The sequence below is a fragment of the Cellulomonas algicola genome, from assembly GCF_003851725.1.
GTDB classification, from domain to species: domain Bacteria; phylum Actinomycetota; class Actinomycetes; order Actinomycetales; family Cellulomonadaceae; genus Cellulomonas; species Cellulomonas algicola.
In genome coordinates, this window is sequence record NZ_BHYL01000190.1 from 1 (window position 1) to 17,148 (window position 17,148).

Genomic DNA, 17,148 nt, shown 5'->3' on the forward strand with positions numbered 1-17,148 from the left:
GACGACCGGCGTGCCGGCGGCGGCGCGGTCGCGACGACCGGCGTGCCGGCGGCGACGGCGAGAGCCGCCGACGTGCAGACCGGCCGCGGTCAGCCGATCGCGTGGACCGGCACGGTCAGCGGCGTGCCCGACCCGTCGCGGCGCGGGTCCGGGGTCGGCAGGTCGACCGGCTGGCCCGCGGAGCCCGCGGCCCACGCAGGTCCCGCACCGACCCACGCGGCGATGAGCGTGTCCTCGCCCTTGAGGAACCGGTGCGAGCGGACACCGCCCGTCGCGCGGCCCTTGCCGGGGTAGGCGTCGAACGGGGTCACCTTGGCGGCGCCGGCCTGCGTGCCCGGCAGGGCGCTCGACGAGCCGGAGACGGTGACGACGAGCGCGTCGCCGACCTCGTCGGGGCGCACCGCACCGAACGCGACGACCCGCTGGCCGGACGCCAGCTTGATGCCCGCCATGCCCCCGGCGGCACGGCCCTGCGGACGCACGGACGACGCGGGGAAGTGCAGGAGCGAGGAGTCCGAGCTCACGAGCACCAGCTCGTCGTCGTCCGCCACGGCGGCGACACCGACGACCTCGTCGTCGTCGCGCAGGCCCACGACGACCCACTCGTCCTTGTTGCCGGGCACGTCGCCCTGCGCGACGCGCTTGACGGTGCCCTGCGCGGTCGCGAGGGCGAGCGTCGGGGAGTCGGCGGCGAGGGACGCGAGGCCGACGACGCGCTCGCCCGCGGGCAGCGTCACGAGCTCGGTGAGCGGGACACCGCCCGACAGCGACGGCGGGCCGTCGGTCGGCGGCAGGGCCGGCAGGTCGAGGACCGACAGCCGCAGCACCCGACCGCGCGAGGTCACGACGCCGATGTCCGCACGGGCGCTCGTGGGGACGCCCGCCGACAGCACGTCGTGCTTCGCGCGGCGGGCGTCGGCCGACCGGACGGGCGCGTCGGCGCCGGCGGTGCGCGCGAGCAGGCCCGTCCCGGACAGCAGCGCCCAGCAGGGCGAGTCCTCGATCTCGAGCGGCGTGGCGGACGCGCGCGCGGCCGGCGCCCCCGACACCGACGTGCCGCCCGCGGACTCCAGGAGGATCGTCCGGCGCGGCGTGCCGTAGGTCGCGGCGACCTCGGCCATCTCGTCGGACACGAGGACGCGCAGCCGCTGCTCGTCGCGCAGGATCGCCTCGAGCTCGGCGATCTCCGCGAGCAGCTGCTCCTTCTCGCGCTCGAGCTCGAGGCGGGAGAACTTGGTCAGGCGGCGCAGGCGCAGCTCGAGGATGTACTCGGCCTGCGGCTCGGACAGGTCGAACACGGTCTGGAGGCGCGTCCGGGCGGAGTCCGCGTCGTCGGACGAGCGGATGACCTGGATGACCTCGTCGATGTCGAGGATCGCGACCAGCAGGCCCTCGACGAGGTGCAGCCGCTCCTGCCGCTTGGTCAGCCGGAACTGCGAGCGGCGGCGCACCACGGAGATCCGGTGGTCGACCCACACCTGGAGCAGCTCGCGCAGGCCGAGCGTGCGCGGCTGGCCGTCGACGAGCGCGACGTTGTTGATCGAGAACGAGTCCTCGAGCGGCGTGAACCGGTAGAGCTGCTCGAGCACGGCCTCCGGGTGGAAGCCCGTCTTGACCTCGATGACGAGGCGCAGGCCGTGCTGGCGGTCGGTGAGGTCGACCGCGTCGGAGATGCCCGAGAGCTTCTTGCTCTGCACGCCCTCCTTGATCTTCTCGATGACCTTCTCCGGGCCGACCATGTACGGCAGCTCGGTGATGACGATGCCCTTGCGCTTGGGCGTGACGTTCTCGACGACCGCCGTCGCGCGCGTCTTGAACGCGCCGCGGCCCGTCCGGTAGGCGTCCCGCACACCGTCCAGGCCGATGATCTTGCCGCCCGTCGGCAGGTCCGGGCCGGGCACGAAGCGCATGAGCTCGTCGAGCGTCGCGTCCGGGTGCATGACCAGGTGGCGCGCCGCGGCGACGACCTCGACGAGGTTGTGCGGCGCCATGTTCGTCGCCATGCCGACCGCGATGCCCGCCGCGCCGTTGACCAGCAGGTTCGGGATCGCCGAGGGCAGCACCTCGGGCTGCGTGAGCTTGTTGTCGTAGTTCGGGACGAAGTCGACGACATCCTCGTCGAGCCCCGTCGTCATGGCCGTCGCCGACGGTGCGAGCCGCGCCTCGGTGTACCGGGGGGCGGCAGGGCCGTCGTCGAGCGAGCCGAAGTTGCCGTGCCCGTCGACGAGCGGGAGCCGGAGCGCGAACGCCTGCGCCAGACGGACCATCGCGTCGTAGATCGGGGCGTCACCGTGCGGGTGGAGCTTGCCCATGACCTCGCCGACGACGCGCGCCGACTTCACGTACGGCCGGTCGGGGCGCAGGCCCATGTCGGCCATCTGGAACAGGATGCGCCGCTGCACGGGCTTGAGCCCGTCGCGGGCGTCGGGGAGCGCGCGCGAGTAGATGACCGAGTACGCGTACTCGAGGAACGACCCCTCCATCTCGGAGGCGACGTCGATGTCGACGATGCGCTCGACGAGGTCCTCGGGAGGGAGGTTCGGGGTCGCGGGGCGACGCGCCATGCGGGAGTGCTCCTCGGTCCGGTGCGGGATGTGCGCCGCCCATTGTCGCCCGTCCGGGGCGCGTCGTGGGCACGGCACGCGGGCGCGCACGACGCAGCGCCCCGCCCGGATAGCCTGGCGTGCATGGCAGACGTCGACGAGGACGCGGCGCCCGCCCGCTATCCCGCCGCGTGGGAGGCGGACGTCGTGCTGGCCGACGGGTCGACGACGCACGTGCGGCCCATCCGGCCGAGCGACGCCGACGCGCTGCAGGCGTTCCACGTCGCGCAGTCCGAGCGGTCCACCTACCTGCGCTTCTTCGCGCACCTCGAACGGCTGCCCGACCGCGACCTGCACCGGCTCGTCAACGTCGACCATGTCGACCGGGTCGCGCTCGTCGCGGTCGCGGCCGACGCCGACGGCGTCGAGCACATCATCGGCGTCGCGCGCTACGACCGGCTCGTCGGCGAGGCGCCCGAGGAGGCGGAGGTCGCGTTCAACGTGTCCGACGCGCACCAGGGCCGCGGCATCGGGTCGGTGCTCCTCGAGCACCTCGCCGCGGCGGCGCGCGAGCGCGGCGTGCGACGGTTCGTCGCGGACGTGCTGCCGCAGAACGGCCGGATGATCGCGGTGTTCCGCGAGGCGGGGTACGCGGTGACGCAGCAGACCGAGGACGGCGTCGTGTCCGTCGGCTTCGACATCGACCCGACGGACCGGTCCCTCGCCGTGATCGCCGACCGCGAGCACCGGGCCGAGGCCCGCTCGGTCCGGGAGCTCCTCGAGGCCGGCACCGTCGTGGTCGTCGGTCCCGGGCCGGACGATGCGCGCACCCTCGCCGGCCGGCAGGCGGCCCGGGCCGCCGCCAACCTCGTCGCCGGGGGCGGCGCGACGGTGCACACGGTCGGCGTCGAGGACGTCGCCGCGGGCGCGCACGCGCACAGCGGGCTCGCCGACGTGCCGCGACCGGTCCGGCTCGCGGTCGTCGCCGTGCCGCCCGAGCGTGCCACCGAGGTCGTGCGCGGCCTCGTGCCGCTCGGGGTCCGCGGCGTCGTGCTGCTGTCGACCGGCTTCGCCGAGACGGGCGCCGACGGGCTCGCGCGCCAGCGCACGCTGCTGCGCGTCGCGCACGCCGCCGGCATCCGCGTGGTCGGTCCCGCGTCCTACGGCGTGCTCGCCGCCGGGCCGGACGGGCTGCTCAACGCGTCGCTCGAGGACGACCCGCCGCTGCCCGGCCGCGTCGGGCTGTTCTGCCAGTCCGCACCGCTGGCCGTCGCGCTGATCCGCGCCGTGCAGCGCCGCGGGATCGGCCTCGCGGAGTTCGTGTCCGCCGGGCACCGCGCCGACGTCTCCGGCAACGACCTCATGCAGTTCTGGGCCGACGACGACGGCACCGACGTGGTCGGCCTGTACCTCGAGTCGATCGGCAACCCGCGCAAGTTCTCCCGCGTCGCGCGCCGGCTGTCGTCCGTGAAGCCCGTCGTCGTCGTCACCGCGGGCCGGTCCGGCCACGTCGTCCCGCCCGGGCACGCCGTGCGGCCCACGTACGCGCCGCCCCGGACGCTCACCGAGGTGATGCGCCAGGCCGGCGTCATCCGCGTCGACAACACGCACCAGATGCTCGACGTCGCGCAGCTGCTCGCGCACCAGCCGCTGCCCCGGGGCCGCCGCGTCGCGGTCCTCGCGTCCTCCGCGTCCGTCGCCGCGCTCGTCGCCGAGGCGGTGTCCGCCGGCGGCCTGGTCCTGTCGGGCCACGTCGCGATGCTCGCCGAGGACGCGGACGACGACGAGATCCGTGCCACGGTCGCCGCCGTCTACGACGACCCCACCACCGACGTGGTCGTCGTCGTGCGGATCCCCACGCTCGGCCCGGTCGGCGAGACCCTGCCGCGCGAGGTCGCGGCCGCGGCCGCGCGCACCGGCCGCACGACCGTCGCCTCGGTGCTCGGCCTGCACGGCGTGACGCCCGAGCTCACGGCGCTCGACGCGGACGGCCGGTCGTGGACCGTGCCCGCCTACAGCACGCCCGAGGACGCGGCGCTCGCGCTCGGCCACGCGTCGCGTTACGCCCGGTGGCGCGCGACGGACCGCGGCCGCCCGCTGCACCCCGACGGGGTCGACACGCGCGCCGCGCGACGGCTCGTCGCCGGGTGGCTCGCGGAGGCGGCTCCCCGTCGCGTCGAGGACCCGGACGTCACGCGCTGGCCGCCCGGTGCCGCACCCGAGGGGACCGTCGACCTCGACGTCGCGCGCACGTCCGCGCTGCTCGCGACCGTCGGCGTCCACGTCCTCCCGTCGTTCCCCGTGCACGACGCCGACGAGGCGGTCGAGGTCGCCGAGCGGATCGGCTGGCCCGTCGCGCTCAAGACGACCGTGCCCGCGCTGCGGCACCGCGCCGACCTCGGCGGCGTGCGGCTCGACGTCGCCGACGAGGCCGAGCTGCGCTCCGACGTCGCCCAGGTGCTCGCGCTCGGCGCCGCCCACCGACCGCAGGGCGACGGTGCGCCGCTCGAGGTGCAGGCGATGGCGCCGCACGGCTCCGCGTGCGTCGTGCGGTCCACCGAGGACCCGCTCTTCGGCCCGATCATCAGCTTCGGGCTGTCGGGCGACGCGTCCGACCTCCTGGGCGACGTGGCGTACGGCGTGCCGCCGCTGACGGACGTCGACGTCGCCGAGCTCGTGCGGTCGGCACGCGCCGCCCCGCGCCTGTTCGGCTACCGCGGGCTGCCCGCCGTGGACGTCGCCGCGCTCGAGGACGTCATCGCGCGCGTCTCCGTCCTCGCCGACGACCTGCCCGGGCTGCGCTCGCTCGAGCTCAACCCCGTCGTGGTGTCCGAGCACGGCGCGGTCGTCCTGGGTGCGCGCGCGACGCTCGCCCCCGCCGACCGGGCGGACTCGACGCGGCGGCTGCCCCGTGCGTGACCGCCGCGCGCACCCCCGCGGCGGTGGGAGGATGGGCGCCGTGCCAGCAGTATCTGACGACCTGCGCGACGACCTGCACCGCGCCGGCTACTACCCGGAGCTCGTGGCCGACGTCCTCGACGTGGCGCTCGCGGACGAGCCCGTGGTCGCCCACCTCGTCCACCCCGAGACGACGTTCGACGCCTCCGAGGTCCGCCGCCACGTGACGGTCCTCGCGCTCACGCCGACCCGGCTCGTCGTGGCCCACGTCGACGACCAGGCCGCCGACTCGGAGAACCCGTCGCCCAGCGCGTCGGCGACCACCGAGGCGGTCCCGATCGCCGAGCTGCGGTCGGTGGCCCTCACGCACGTGATGCCGGACCCGGAGCGACACCGTGCCGGGACGCCGCCGACCGAGCTCACGCTCGCGATCGGGTGGGGGGCCGTGTCCCGCGTCGACCTCGAGCCCGCGACGTGCGGCGACCCGGCCTGCGAGGCGGACCACGGCCTGACCGGCACGCTCACCCCCGACGACGTCGTGGTGCGCGTGAGCGCCGCCGCCGAGGGCGTCGACTCGGTGCGGGCCGCCGCCGCGTTCGCGCGGCAGCTGTCCGCCGCCAGCGCGCACGGTCGATGACGCGTCCGCCCGGGTCGCCGTCGCGGCTCGTCGAGCTGCCGGTCGACGCGGACCTCGTGCTGCCGGGCGGCGACGAGCCCGCCCTGCCGTCGCTCCTGCCCGCGCTCGCGGGCGTGCTCGGCCACGAACAACCGGACGCCGGCCTTCTCGGGCTGCCGCGCGCCGACCGGGTGTGCCTCGTGCTCGTCGACGGCCTCGGCCACGTGAACCTGAGCGAGCGCGCGGGCCACGCCCCGTTCCTGCGCGGGGTGGTCCGCGAGTCCGAGCCGCTCGTCAGCACGTTCCCGTCGACGACCGCGACCGCGATCGGCAGCCTCGGCGTCGGTGCCGGGCCGGGCACCACCGCGATGCTCGGCTACACCGTCCGCGACCCCGCGACCGGACGGCTCGGGAACCTCGTGTCGTGGACGGACCTGCCGCCCGCCCGCGAGTGGCAGGCGGAGCCCACGGTGTTCGAGCGGCTCACGGCAGCCGGCGCGAGCGTCACGAGCGTCGGCCCGGCGCGCTTCGCCGGGTCGGGCCTCACCGAGGCGGCGCTGCGCGGCGCGACCTACCGTGTGGCCGAGTCGCTCGCCGACCGGGTCGACGCGACGCTCGACGCGCTGCGGCGCCCGGGCCTCACCTACCTCTACTGGGGCGACGTCGACAAGGCGGGCCACCACCACGGCTGGGGGTCGTGGCAGTGGGGTGACGCGCTCGCCGACCTCGACGCCGAGCTCGGTCGGCTCGCGCGCAGCCTCCCGCGCGGCACGCTCCTCGTCGTCACCGCCGACCACGGCATGGTCGACGTCGACCGCACCGCGCGCTGGGACGTCGCGACCCACCCCGTGCTGTCCGCCGACGTCGCGCTCGTCGCGGGGGAGCCGCGCGCGTCGCACCTGCACCTGCGCCCGGGCGCCGACGCCGAGGCCGTCGCCGAGCGGTGGCGCGGCACGCTCGGGGACGCAGCCGTCGTCGTCACGCGCGAGGCCGCGGTCGACGCCGGCTGGTTCGGGCCCGTGGGGGAGCGTGCGCGGCGCGTCCTCGGCGACGTGGTCGTCGCCATGACGGGCCGCGCGACCGTGGTCGACTCCGCGACCCAGTCGCCCGCGTCGCTCGAGCTCGTCGGCGTGCACGGGTCGCTCACCCGGCACGAGATGCTCGTCCCGTTCCTCGTCGTGCAGAAAGGCTCCTGACCGTGGCGGAGCTCGTCTTCTTCTCGGGAACGATGGACTGCGGCAAGTCCACGCTCGCGCTGCAGATGCACCACAACCACGCGGCGCGCGGGCGCGACGGCGTGCTGTTCACGCGCAACGACCGGGCCGGTGCGGCGACCATCTCGTCGCGCCTCGGCCTCGTGCAGCACGCCGCCGAGGTCGGCGACGCGACGGACTTCTGGGCCGAGGTCATCGAGCGACGCACGCAGGGGCAGCCGGTCGACTACCTCATCGCCGACGAGGCGCAGTTCTACACCGCCACGCAGGTCGAGCAGCTCGCGCGCGTCGTCGACGAGCTCGAGGTCGACGTCTACACGTTCGGGATCTCGACCGACTTCCGGGCGAGGCTGTTCCCGGGATCCGCCCGGCTCGTCGAGCTCGCCGACCGCGTCGAGGTGCTCCAGGTCAAGGCGCTCTGCTGGTGCGGCGCGCGCGCGACCCACAACGCGCGCACGGTCGACGGCGTCATGGTCGTCGAGGGCGCCCAGGTGGTCGTCGGCGACGTCGCCGCCGCGAGCGGCGAGGTCGCGTACGAGGTGCTGTGCCGTCGGCACCACATGCGACGGATGACCGCCGCGACCGCGCGCGCGGCGTCACCGTCGGTCGCGACCCTCTCGTCGGCGCAGGGCACCCTCGGCGTCAGGGCCTGACCCTCGCATCAGGCCGGACGCGACCGCCGAGGCCGGGTCACTCCGGCTTGGCGCCGAAGACGATCTCGTCCCAGCTCGGCACCTTCGCGCGCCCCTTGCGCGTGCGGGGCCGCTCGGCGGGCTCGGCGGGCGACTCGTCGTCGAGCGGCACGACGGGCACCGCGGGCACCACCGCGTCCGGCTCGGGCTCCGGCTCGGGCGCCGGCGGGCGCAGCACGACGGCCTCCGCGAGCGGGTCGGCGTCGAGCGGGTGCGCCCCGGGGACGTCCGCGTCGTCGCGGCCGAAGTCGAACGCGTGCTGCGGGCCGAACCCCTCGAACTCCTCGTCGTCGACGTCGAGGTCGAGGTTCTGCCGCACGCCGCGCCGGGTGCGGAGCTCGTCGAGCAGGTCGTGCGTCTCCTGCTGCGGGTCGGGCTCCGGCTCGGGCTCGGGTGCGTCCCCGCCCGTGAGCGACCCGTCGTCGCGGAAGTCGAACACGACGTCACGGACGGCCGCGAGATGACGGCGGGAGACGGGCTCGTCCGGGAGCTCCGTCTCGGAGAGCCACCGTGCCTCGTCGTCGTCGGCCACGACGGTGCGTCGTGCCGCGTCGAACGTCCACCGGGCCTCGTGCGCGGTGTCGCCCACGCGGAAGCGCGCGAGCACGACCCACGGGCCGGACGGCTCCCGCGCCGAGTCCCACGCGAGCGACGCGAGGTCGACGCCGCGGGCCGCGAGCCGGTCCGTCACGAGGTCGCCCAGCGTCGGCGCGCCCGCGTCACGGCCGACGCGCGTCGCACGCGCCTGCTCGGCGACGTACTCGCGCTCGGCCAGCACCGGCCCCTCGTAGCGACGGACGTGCTCGACGGGCAGGCCGGACGCGTCCGCGACCTCCTGCGTCGTCGCGCCCGCACGGATCCGCGCCTGGATCTCCCGCGGGCTCAGCGTCCCCGCGCTCTCGGCGCGCAGCTGTTCGAGCTGCGGCCGGTCCCGGCGCACGGCCGCGCGCAGCGGCTCGTCGATGCGCAGACGGAACCGCTCGCCCCCGGGGCCCACGAGGACGAGATGCTCGCCGTCCTCGTGCAGACCCTCCAGCTCGAGCTCACCCATTCGACCTCCCGGTACCTCGGGAAGAGCCTGCCACCTCCGGGCGCCCGGCGGGTGGATCCGGGACGGTGAGCCGCGCCTCGCCTCGCGGACGGTCGGTGCGTCCGGCCCCGCCGCCGGGCAGGATGGGCGGGATGGACGCCCCCCGGGACCTGCCGTTGACCACCGACGTCGTCGCCGAGCTCGTCGAGGTCGCCGAGCGCCTCGCACGCGAGGCCGGCCGCCTGATCCACGAGGGCCGGCCCGAGCGTGTCGCCGTGGCGGCGACGAAGAGCAGCCCCGAGGACGTCGTGACGGCGATGGACCTCGCGTCGGAGGACCTGCTGCGCCGCCGGCTCGCCGAGCTGCGGCCGCACGACGGCATCCTCGGGGAGGAGCAGGGGTACGTGCTCGGCACGTCGGGCGTGACGTGGGTCGTCGACCCGATCGACGGCACCGTCAACTACCTGTACGGGCTGCCCGCCTACGCCGTCTCGGTCGCCGCGGTCGTCGGACCGGCCGGCGACGACGGCCGTGCGCCGAACCCCGCGACGTGGACGGTGGTCGCGGCGTGCGTGCACGCGCCGACCGACGGCCGGACGTTCCGCGCGGGCCTCGGGCAGGGCGCGACGCTGGACGGTCGCGTGCTCCGGGCCGAGGACCCGCCCGCGCTCGCGGGGTGCCTCGTCGGCACCGGGTTCGGATACCTCGCGACGCGACGTCGCGCGCAGGCGCGCGTGCTCGCCGAGCTGTTGCCCCGAGTACGTGATATCCGTCGCATCGGGTCGGCGGCGCTCGACATCTGCAATCTCGCGGCGGGCCACCTCGACCTCTACTACGAGCGGGGTCTCGCCCCGTGGGACCTCGCGGCGGCGTCGCTCGTCGCGCAGGAGGCGGGTCTGCAGGTCACCGGCCTGCGCGGGCGCCCCGCGGGGACCGAGATGACGGTAGCCGGGGCGGCCGGGCGGGTGACCGAGCTGCGCACCCTGCTCGAGTCGCTCGACGCCGACAGCGACGGGTGAAAACGCTCCCGCAAAGCCCTCCGCGAATATGGTCGCGCGTCCGTGTTCGCACTCGGGGCAGATGTGGTGCACAATCCTCCGCGCGTGGGGAACAAATCCCGTCACCGGTGCATTGATCCCGCGTACGAGAATCCATCTGACGACGGAGTGTGACGCCACTCATGGCTACCGACTACGACGCCCCGCGCAAGACCGAGGAGGACCTGAGCGAGGACTCGCTCCAGGAGCTCCAGGCCCGGCGCTCGGACAAGAACTCGGGCGTGGTGGACGAGGACGAGACCGAGGCCGCCGAAGGCTTCGAGCTGCCGGGTGCGGACCTGTCGGGCGAGGAGCTCTCGGTCCGCGTCCTTCCCCGGCAGGCGGACGAGTTCACCTGTTCGAGCTGCTTCCTGGTGCACCACCGCAGCCAGCTCGCCTACGAGCGCAACGGGGCACCGGTGTGCTCCGAGTGCGCCGCGTGATCCCGCGCTGAACCGTTCGGCCGGCCCCCGCACCGCGGGCGGCCGGCCGACCTGCCCTGCCCGTCGCCGAGGGGGAGACCAGCAGGGACGACCGTCGAGGGGGCGGTCGACCTCAGGGGGACGTGGCCGACGGCGCGTTCAGCGCGCCTGCGCGCCGACCGTGAGCGCTCGTGCGAGCTCCTCAGGTCGGCGCGACGACACCAGCCAGTACGGCGTGGGGTCGGCGGGGTCCGCCAGCTCCACGCGCACGCCGCTGCGCACCCACCCCCGCAGGCACACGTGCGCGCGCGCGTCGAGGCGCGGCCCCAGCTCGGTCCGCAGCGCGTCCGCGTCGAGCACCGTGACGTCGCCCAGCAGCGCGACCGGGATGTGCGCACGACCCGCGCGCAGCACGCCGTCGCGCACCGAGACCGTCGGCGTGAGCAGGACCGCGGCGGTCAGGCCGCCCGCGAGGGCGACGAGCGCCACGGCGACCGCCAGCACGGCGTCGACCGGCACCAGCACCACGCCGAGCATGAGGGTGAACGCCACGAGGAGCGTCCACCCCCACGGGCCGAGCCACAGCCGCTCCGACCAGACCGGTCCCGGGACGGGCGCGGACGACGGACGCGGAGCGGTGCCAGGCATGCCCCCAGCATCCCATCCCGGGGAGGTAGGGTCGGGCCCCGTGACCGCCGAACCGCCCGTCGAGGTGCTGCTCCTCCGGCTCGACCCGGACCTGCCCGCACCCTCCTACGCGCACCCGGGCGACGCCGGCGCGGACCTCGTGACGCGTGTCGACGTGGTCGTCCCGCCGCAGGGTCGGGTGACGGTCCCGACGGGCGTCGCGATCGCGCTGCCGGACGGCTACGCCGCGTTCGTCCACCCGCGCTCGGGGCTCGCGGCCAGGCACGGCCTCACGATCGTCAACGCGCCCGGCACGGTCGACGCGGGCTACCGCGGCGAGATCGCGGTGACGCTGCTCAACACCGACGTCGAGCACGCACTCGAGCTGCACCGCGGCGACCGGGTCGCGCAGCTCGTCGTCCAGCGCGTCGAGCGCGCACGGTTCGTCGAGGTCGAGCACCTGCCGGGGTCGCACCGCGGCGACGGCGGGTTCGGGTCGAGCGGTGGCTGGAAGGCCGCGCACACGGGCTGACCGGTGCCGGGACGCCGCCGGGACCGACTAGGTCGCGGTCCGGCGCAGGACTACTGTCGAGAGCGACGGCGCGCACGGGTGCGCCGGGAGGAGAGTGTCGTGGGTCTGTTCCGACGCGGCGGCAAGGACACGGCCGCCGACGAGGTCGTCGAGACCGAGTCCGTCCCGCTCGACGAGCCGGGCGACGCGGAGCCGTCGGTACCCGCCCGCACCGCGGGCCCGTGGGACGAGGCGGAGGTCACCGACGACATCCCGCGCGTCGACCTCGGTGCGATCCGGCTGCCCGGGCTGCCCGGCATGGAGCTGCGCATGGAGATCGACAAGGCGACGAACGTGGTGTCCGCCGCGTCCGTGCTCCTCGACGGCTCGTCGCTGCAGGTCCAGGCGTTCGCCGCGCCGCGCTCCGAGGGCATCTGGGACGAGATCCGCGAGGAGATCGCCGAGTCGGTGACCGCCCAGGGCGGGTCGGTCGACGACATCCCGGGGCCGTTCGGCCGCGAGCTGCTCGCACGGCTCCCCGTCAAGACGCCCGAGGGCCGGACCGGCCACCGGCCGGCGCGCTTCATCGGCGCCGACGGGCCGCGCTGGTTCCTGCGCGGCGTCATCACCGGCAAGGGCGCGGTCGAGCCGGGCGCCGCGGAGGCGCTCGAGCAGCTGTTCGCCCGCATCGTCGTCGTGCGCGGCACCGAGGCCCGTCCGCCGCGCGACCTGCTCGCCCTCAAGCTCCCCGGCCCGGCGCAGGCCCCGGCCGAGCCCGCGACCGAGAAGCCCACGTTCGACCCGCTGACTCGCGGACCGGAGATCACGGAGATCCGATGACGCTCAAGGAGCGCATGCGCAAGGTCGTCGCGTCGCAGGCCGAGATCGAGGCCGACGAGGAGCGCGCCGACGCCCTGCGGTCGGTCGGCTGCACGCCGGTCGAGAAGCTCGCCGACCGCACGCGCGCGAGCGTGTCGGGCGTGATCCGTTCGGTCGTGCTGCGGCCGCGCGAGGGCGTGCCCGCGCTCGAGGCCGAGCTGTACGACGGCAGCGGCACGCTCGACCTGGTGTGGCTCGGTCGGCGGGAGATCGCCGGCATCGCGCCCGGTCGCCGCGTGCGCATCGAGGGGCTCGTGTGCCAGGTCGACGGCCGGCGCACGGTGTTCAACCCCAAGTACGAGCTGCGTCCGCGGCCGGGGGAGTGACGTGACGGAGGAACCGCGGCACGCCGCCGACCCGGCCGCCGCGGAGCGGCCCCTCGACGTCGTCGACGACGTCGTCCCGCCCGAGGAGGGCGGCACCGCACGCGGCCTGCGGGCCGTGACGGCCGACGAGTTCTCCGCGCTCGACGCCATGGGCGGCGTCCGCGGGATCGTCGAGTCGGTCGCGCCCGGGTTGCTGTTCGTGGTCGTCTACCTGGTCTCCGGGCAGCGCATGGCGCCCGCGCTGGTCGCGGCGGGCGCGGCCGCGCTCGTCGCCGTCGTCGCCCGGCTCGTGCAGCGCACGCCGGTCACGCAGGCCTTCGCGGGCGTCGTCGGCGTCGGCATCGGCGTGTTCTGGGCCGTGCGCACCGGCCAGGCGGAGGACTACTTCGCGTACGGCCTGTGGACCAACGTCGCGTACCTCGTCGGGACGCTCGTCTCGGTGCTGGTCGGGTGGCCGCTCGTCGGGATCGTCGCCGGGCTGTTCGCGAAGGACGGGCCCGTCGCGGGCGGGTCCTGGTCGGCGGCCGTCGCGTGGCGGCAGGACAGCGACCTCCGGCGGCGCTACACGCTCGCGACGTGGCCGATCATCGTCGTGTTCGCGCTGCGCCTGGGCGTGCAGGTGCCGCTCTACCTCTCGGCCGAGGTCGCGTGGCTGGGCACCGCGAAGCTCGTCATGGGCGTCCCGCTGTTCGCGCTGGCCCTCTGGATCAGCTGGCTGCTGGTCCGCGGGTCAGGAGCAGGTCGAGCGCCTTCTCGTCCGCGTCACGACCCGTGACGAACAGCAGCTCGTCGCGCCCCTCGAGGGTGTCGTCCGGGCTGGGGGCGATCGGGCGCGCGTCGCGCACGATGCACGCGAGGACCGTGTCGGTCGGCCAGTCGATCTGACCCAGGCGGATCCCCGCGAGGGGCGAGTCGTCGGGCAGCGTGATCTCGAGGATGTCCGCGCGCGACTGGTGGAACGTGAAGATCCGCACCAGGTCGCCGACGGTGACGGCCTCCTCGACCATCGCCGTCATGATGCGCGGCGTCGACACGGCGACGTCGACGCCCCACGCCTCGTCGAACATCCACTCGTTCTTCGGGTTGTTGACGCGCGCGACCGTGCGCGGCACGCCGAACTCGGTCTTCGCGAGCAGGGAGATGACGAGGTTCGCCTTGTCGTCGCCCGTCGCGGCCACGACGACGTCGCACTCGTCGGCGCGGACCTCGCGCAGCGTCGGCAGCTCGCACGCGTCGGCGAGCAGCCAGTCCGCGTCGGCGACCTGCGCCACGCGCATCGCGGACGGCTGCCGGTCGATGAGCGTGACCTCGTGGTCGTGCCCGAGGAGCTCGCGCGCGATCGACCGGCCGACCGAGCCGGCACCCGCGATGACGACCCTCACTCGGTCACCACCGGGGCGTGCGTGAGGGTCCGCTCGACGAAGGCCGCGTCGTCGGCCCGGTACAGCGCGTGCACGATGTCGTTCTCCTGCAGGACGGTGTCCGGCGCCGGCAGCACGCCGTCGCCGTAGCGGGTGAGGTAGGCGATGCGCACGCCCGCGGCCTCCTCGAGCACGCGCAGGGGGCGCCCGATCCAGCCGTCGTGGACGTCGACCTGCGCCAGCTGGATCTGGCCGGACGGGTCGCGGTACTCGTCGGTCGCGCCCATCGGCAGCAGCCGCCGGAGCACCTGGTGCGCGGTCCAGCGCACGGTCGCGACGGTCGGGATGCCGAGTCGCTGGTAGATCTCGGCGCGGTGCGGGTCGTAGATGCGGGCGACGACGTTGTCGATCCCGAACGTCTCGCGCACGACGCGCGCCGCGAGGATGTTCGAGTTGTCGCCGTCGGACACGGCGGCGAAGCCGAACGCGTCCTCGATGCCCGCCTGGGTGAGGGTGTCGCGGTCGAAGCCCATGCCGGTGACCTTGTTGCCGCCGAAGTCGGCGTCGAGCCGGCGGAACGCGTCGGGGTTCTGGTCGACGACCGCCACCGAGTGGCCGTTGTCCTCGAGCGACTGCGCGAGCGACGCGCCGACACGGCCGCAGCCCATGATCACGAAGTGCACAGGGCGTCACGCTATACCCGCGACGCCGTCCCGGTGAGCCGACGACCTGCGGGACCAGGGGATGGTGCTGCGGGGTCACGGCGGGCCTAGCATCAGACATCGTGTCGGATCTCGCGGATGCCGCCAAGCGACTCGTCCTCGGACGCCCCGTCCGGAGCGACCGCCTCGGCCACACGCTCCTGCCGAAGCGGATCGCCCTGCCGGTGTTCGCGTCGGACGCGCTGTCCTCGGTGGCGTACGCGCCCGACGAGATCCTGCTGACGCTGTCGCTGGCCGGGCTGTCGGCGCTCGTCATCTCCCCGTGGGTCGGTCTCGCGGTCGTGGTCGTGATGATCACGGTGGTCGCGTCGTACCGGCAGAACGTGCACGCCTACCCGTCGGGCGGTGGCGACTACGAGGTCGCGAACACCAACCTGGGCCCGAACGCGGGCGTGACGGTCGCGAGCGCGCTGCTGGTCGACTACGTGCTCACGGTCGCGGTGTCGATCTCGTCCGGCGCGCAGTACGCCGCGACGGCGTTCCCGCCCCTGCGCGGGCACGAGGCCGCGTTCGCGATCGGGCTGGTCGTGCTGCTCACCATCGCGAACCTGCGCGGCGTCAAGGAGTCCGGGAGCGCGTTCGCGATCCCCGTGTACCTCTTCATGTTCGCGATCGGGTCGCTCGCGCTGTTCGGCGCGATCCGGTACTTCACGGGCTCGCTGCCGCTCGCGGAGAGCGCGGGCTTCGACGTCGCACCCGAGGCCGGGTTCGACCAGGGGCTCGCGGGTCTGGCCGGCTTCTTCCTCATCCTGCGCGCGTTCGCGTCCGGGTGTGCCGCGCTGACCGGCGTCGAGGCGATCAGCAACGGCGTCCCGGCGTTCAAGAAGCCGAAGTCGAAGAACGCGGCGACGACGCTCGCGCTGCTCGGCGGGCTCTCGATCGTCATGATCATGTCGATCCTGCTGCTCGCGCAGGCGACGCAGGTGCGGTTCGCCGAGGACCCGTCCGTGCAGCTGCTCGAGGACGGCGTGCCCGTCGGCGACGACTACGTGCAGCACCCCGTCATCAGCCAGCTCGCCGACTCGGTCTTCCAGGGCATCCCGGTGATGTTCGTGCTGGTGTCGGTGGTGACGGGCCTCATCCTGGTGCTCGCCGCGAACACCGCCTTCAACGGCTTCCCCGTGCTCGGGTCGATCCTGGCGCGTGACGGGTACCTGCCGCGCCAGCTGCACACGCGCGGCGACCGGCTGGCCTTCTCCAACGGCATCGTCACGCTCGCGGCCGCGGCGATCGCGCTGATCTGGGCGTTCGACGCCGAGGTCACGCGCCTCATCCAGCTCTACATCGTCGGCGTCTTCGTGTCCTTCACGATCAGCCAGACCGGCATGGTGCGGCACTGGACGCGAGCGCTGCGCACCGAGCCGAACCCGTCGGTGCGCAGCCAGATGAAGCGCTCGCGGGTCATCAACACGATCGGCCTCGCGATGACGGGGACGGTGCTCGTGATCGTGCTCGTCACGAAGTTCACCCACGGTGCGTGGATCGCGATCCTCGCGATGGTCGCGGTCTACGTGCTCATGAAGGGCATCAACAAGCACTACCAGCACGTGCGCGCCGAGCTCGCGCTCGGCGAGGACGCCGACGCGCACCGGGCGCTGCCGAGCCGCGTGCACGCGATCGTGCTCGTGTCGCACCTGCACCGGCCGACCATGCGCGCGCTCGCCTACGCCCGGGCGTCGCGGCCGCAGCTGCTCGAGGCCGTCACGGTGGGCGTCGACCCGGAGGACGTCGACGCGCTGCGCGCGCAGTGGGAGTCGATGAACCTGCCCGTCCCGCTGCGCGTGCTGGACTCGCCGTTCCGCGAGATCACGCGGCCCGTGCTCACGTACGTGCGGTCGATCCGCCGCGAGAGCCCGCGCGACCTCGTCGTCGTGTACATCCCCGAGTACGTCGTCGGGCACTGGTGGGAGCAGCTGCTGCACAACCAGAGCGCGCTGCGCCTCAAGGGGCGCCTGCTGTTCACCCCGGGCGTGGTGGTGGCGTCGGTGCCGTGGCAGCTCGCCTCGACGGAGGGGCAGACAGGTCTCGAGGACCCGGTGCGGGGTACGGTGCCGCGTGGTTACTGAGACGACGGAGGCCGTGGGCGCGGTCGTGGAGCTCGAGGTCGGGCCGGTCGCGCACGGCGGGCACTGCGTCGCGCGGCACCAGGGGCGCGTCGTGTTCGTACGGCACACGCTGCCCGGCGAGCGCGTGCGTGCGCGGCTGACGGACGCGGGGGAGACCGCGAAGTTCTGGCGTGCCGACGCGGTCGAGGTGCTCGACGCGTCGGC

General features: G+C 74.6%; 17 protein-coding genes. 12 read left to right on the plus strand and 5 right to left on the minus strand.

Going from position 1 to position 17,148, the window contains the following annotated elements:
• Nucleotides 1-89: 89 nt before the first annotated feature.
• Nucleotides 90-2,564 carry a DNA gyrase/topoisomerase IV subunit A gene (locus CTKZ_RS12430; protein ID WP_124343242.1) on the minus strand — a complete coding sequence of 825 codons (2,475 nt, stop codon included), beginning with the start codon at nt 2,562-2,564 and terminating at the stop codon, nt 90-92.
• A 123-nt stretch (nt 2,565-2,687) separates the two neighbouring features.
• On the opposite strand from CTKZ_RS12430, the gene CTKZ_RS12435 reads away from it, so the two are divergent.
• From CTKZ_RS12435 to CTKZ_RS12450, 4 genes are read left to right on the plus strand one after another with little or no spacing between them, the layout of a single operon-like run.
• A complete protein-coding gene (locus CTKZ_RS12435; RefSeq protein ID WP_124343243.1) occupies nt 2,688-5,462 on the plus strand; it encodes a bifunctional acetate--CoA ligase family protein/GNAT family N-acetyltransferase in 2,775 nt (924 codons plus the stop codon).
• Nucleotides 5,463-5,493: 31 nt separating this feature from the next.
• Entirely contained in the window at nt 5,494-6,078 is a 585-nt protein-coding gene (locus tag CTKZ_RS12440) for a DUF5998 family protein (protein WP_124343244.1), read from the plus strand.
• Nucleotides 6,075-7,253: an alkaline phosphatase family protein gene (locus tag CTKZ_RS12445; RefSeq protein WP_124343245.1), complete on the plus strand. Its 1,179-nt coding sequence runs from the start codon at nt 6,075-6,077 to the stop codon at nt 7,251-7,253. The genes CTKZ_RS12440 and CTKZ_RS12445 overlap by 4 nt, the downstream gene beginning before the upstream one ends.
• Nucleotides 7,254-7,255: 2 nt before the next feature.
• Nucleotides 7,256-7,924, plus strand: a complete 669-nt coding sequence (locus CTKZ_RS12450) for a thymidine kinase (RefSeq protein WP_124343246.1) — start codon at nt 7,256-7,258, stop codon at nt 7,922-7,924.
• A 37-nt stretch (nt 7,925-7,961) separates the two neighbouring features.
• On the opposite strand, the gene sepH is transcribed toward CTKZ_RS12450, so the two are convergent.
• Nucleotides 7,962-9,014 carry a septation protein SepH gene (sepH, locus tag CTKZ_RS12455; RefSeq protein WP_124343247.1) on the minus strand — a complete coding sequence of 351 codons (1,053 nt, stop codon included), beginning with the start codon at nt 9,012-9,014 and terminating at the stop codon, nt 7,962-7,964.
• A 131-nt stretch (nt 9,015-9,145) separates the two neighbouring features.
• Between sepH and CTKZ_RS12460 the strand changes: the two genes are divergently transcribed.
• Entirely contained in the window at nt 9,146-10,012 is an 867-nt protein-coding gene (locus tag CTKZ_RS12460) for an inositol monophosphatase family protein (protein WP_124343248.1), read from the plus strand.
• A gap of 161 nt (nt 10,013-10,173) precedes the next feature.
• Nucleotides 10,174-10,473, plus strand: coding sequence for a DUF4193 domain-containing protein (locus CTKZ_RS12465; protein WP_124343249.1), 300 nt, complete (start codon nt 10,174-10,176; stop codon nt 10,471-10,473).
• A gap of 138 nt (nt 10,474-10,611) precedes the next feature.
• Here the strand turns inward: CTKZ_RS12465 and CTKZ_RS12470 are convergent, their stop codons facing one another.
• Complete coding sequence (locus tag CTKZ_RS12470) at nt 10,612-11,100, minus strand: DUF3093 domain-containing protein (RefSeq protein WP_124343250.1); 489 nt, start codon at nt 11,098-11,100, stop codon at nt 10,612-10,614.
• Here CTKZ_RS12470 and dut point away from each other — a divergent pair.
• The 4 genes from dut to CTKZ_RS12490 all read left to right on the plus strand — a co-directional run bounded on the left by dut (nt 11,099) and on the right by CTKZ_RS12490 (nt 13,570).
• On the plus strand, nt 11,099-11,611 hold the full coding sequence (dut, locus tag CTKZ_RS12475; protein ID WP_371852367.1) for a dUTP diphosphatase: 513 nt from the start codon (nt 11,099-11,101) through the stop codon (nt 11,609-11,611). The genes CTKZ_RS12470 and dut overlap by 2 nt on opposite strands.
• Nucleotides 11,612-11,710: 99 nt before the next feature.
• Nucleotides 11,711-12,430: a DUF3710 domain-containing protein gene (locus CTKZ_RS12480; RefSeq protein WP_124343252.1), complete on the plus strand. Its 720-nt coding sequence runs from the start codon at nt 11,711-11,713 to the stop codon at nt 12,428-12,430.
• Entirely contained in the window at nt 12,427-12,795 is a 369-nt protein-coding gene (locus CTKZ_RS12485) for an OB-fold nucleic acid binding domain-containing protein (protein WP_124343253.1), read from the plus strand. Before CTKZ_RS12480 ends, CTKZ_RS12485 begins: the two co-directional genes overlap by 4 nt.
• A 1-nt stretch (nt 12,796) precedes the next feature.
• Nucleotides 12,797-13,570 (plus strand): DUF3159 domain-containing protein, encoded by a 774-nt coding sequence (locus CTKZ_RS12490; protein WP_124343254.1) that lies wholly within the window; start codon nt 12,797-12,799, stop codon nt 13,568-13,570.
• Here CTKZ_RS12490 and CTKZ_RS12495 read toward each other — a convergent pair.
• Both CTKZ_RS12495 and CTKZ_RS12500 read right to left on the minus strand, forming a co-directional pair.
• The gene (locus CTKZ_RS12495) at nt 13,503-14,177 is read right to left on the minus strand and encodes a potassium channel family protein (protein ID WP_124343255.1); all 675 of its coding nucleotides are present in this window, start codon (nt 14,175-14,177) and stop codon (nt 13,503-13,505) included. The genes CTKZ_RS12490 and CTKZ_RS12495 overlap by 68 nt on opposite strands.
• Complete coding sequence (locus CTKZ_RS12500) at nt 14,174-14,824, minus strand: potassium channel family protein (RefSeq protein ID WP_124343258.1); 651 nt, start codon at nt 14,822-14,824, stop codon at nt 14,174-14,176. Before CTKZ_RS12500 ends, CTKZ_RS12495 begins: the two co-directional genes overlap by 4 nt.
• 116 nt (nt 14,825-14,940) lie before the next feature.
• Between CTKZ_RS12500 and CTKZ_RS12505 the strand changes: the two genes are divergently transcribed.
• Both CTKZ_RS12505 and CTKZ_RS12510 read left to right on the plus strand, forming a co-directional pair.
• Nucleotides 14,941-16,944 (plus strand): APC family permease, encoded by a 2,004-nt coding sequence (locus tag CTKZ_RS12505; RefSeq protein ID WP_124343256.1) that lies wholly within the window; start codon nt 14,941-14,943, stop codon nt 16,942-16,944.
• The coding region (locus CTKZ_RS12510; RefSeq protein WP_124343257.1) for a TRAM domain-containing protein at nt 16,934-17,148 on the plus strand (215 nt) is incomplete at its 3' end. The genes CTKZ_RS12505 and CTKZ_RS12510, both read left to right, overlap by 11 nt.

Bases quoted from the DNA above. Each gene is read 5' to 3' on its own strand.
- CTKZ_RS12445 (WP_124343245.1), top strand. From the start codon at position 6,075: ATGACGCGTCCGCCCGGGTCGCCGTCGCGGCTCGTCGAGCTGCCGGTC.
- CTKZ_RS12435 (WP_124343243.1), top strand. From the start codon at position 2,688: ATGGCAGACGTCGACGAGGACGCGGCGCCCGCCCGCTATCCCGCCGCG.
- dut (WP_371852367.1), top strand. From the start codon at position 11,099: ATGCCCCCAGCATCCCATCCCGGGGAGGTAGGGTCGGGCCCCGTGACC.
- CTKZ_RS12430 (WP_124343242.1), bottom strand. From the start codon at position 2,564: ATGGCGCGTCGCCCCGCGACCCCGAACCTCCCTCCCGAGGACCTCGTC.
- CTKZ_RS12500 (WP_124343258.1), bottom strand. From the start codon at position 14,824: ATGGGCTGCGGCCGTGTCGGCGCGTCGCTCGCGCAGTCGCTCGAGGAC.
- sepH (WP_124343247.1), bottom strand. From the start codon at position 9,014: ATGGGTGAGCTCGAGCTGGAGGGTCTGCACGAGGACGGCGAGCATCTC.
- CTKZ_RS12440 (WP_124343244.1), top strand. From the start codon at position 5,494: ATGGGCGCCGTGCCAGCAGTATCTGACGACCTGCGCGACGACCTGCAC.
- CTKZ_RS12465 (WP_124343249.1), top strand. From the start codon at position 10,174: ATGGCTACCGACTACGACGCCCCGCGCAAGACCGAGGAGGACCTGAGC.
- CTKZ_RS12460 (WP_124343248.1), top strand. From the start codon at position 9,146: ATGGACGCCCCCCGGGACCTGCCGTTGACCACCGACGTCGTCGCCGAG.
- CTKZ_RS12485 (WP_124343253.1), top strand. From the start codon at position 12,427: ATGACGCTCAAGGAGCGCATGCGCAAGGTCGTCGCGTCGCAGGCCGAG.
- CTKZ_RS12470 (WP_124343250.1), bottom strand. From the start codon at position 11,100: ATGCCTGGCACCGCTCCGCGTCCGTCGTCCGCGCCCGTCCCGGGACCG.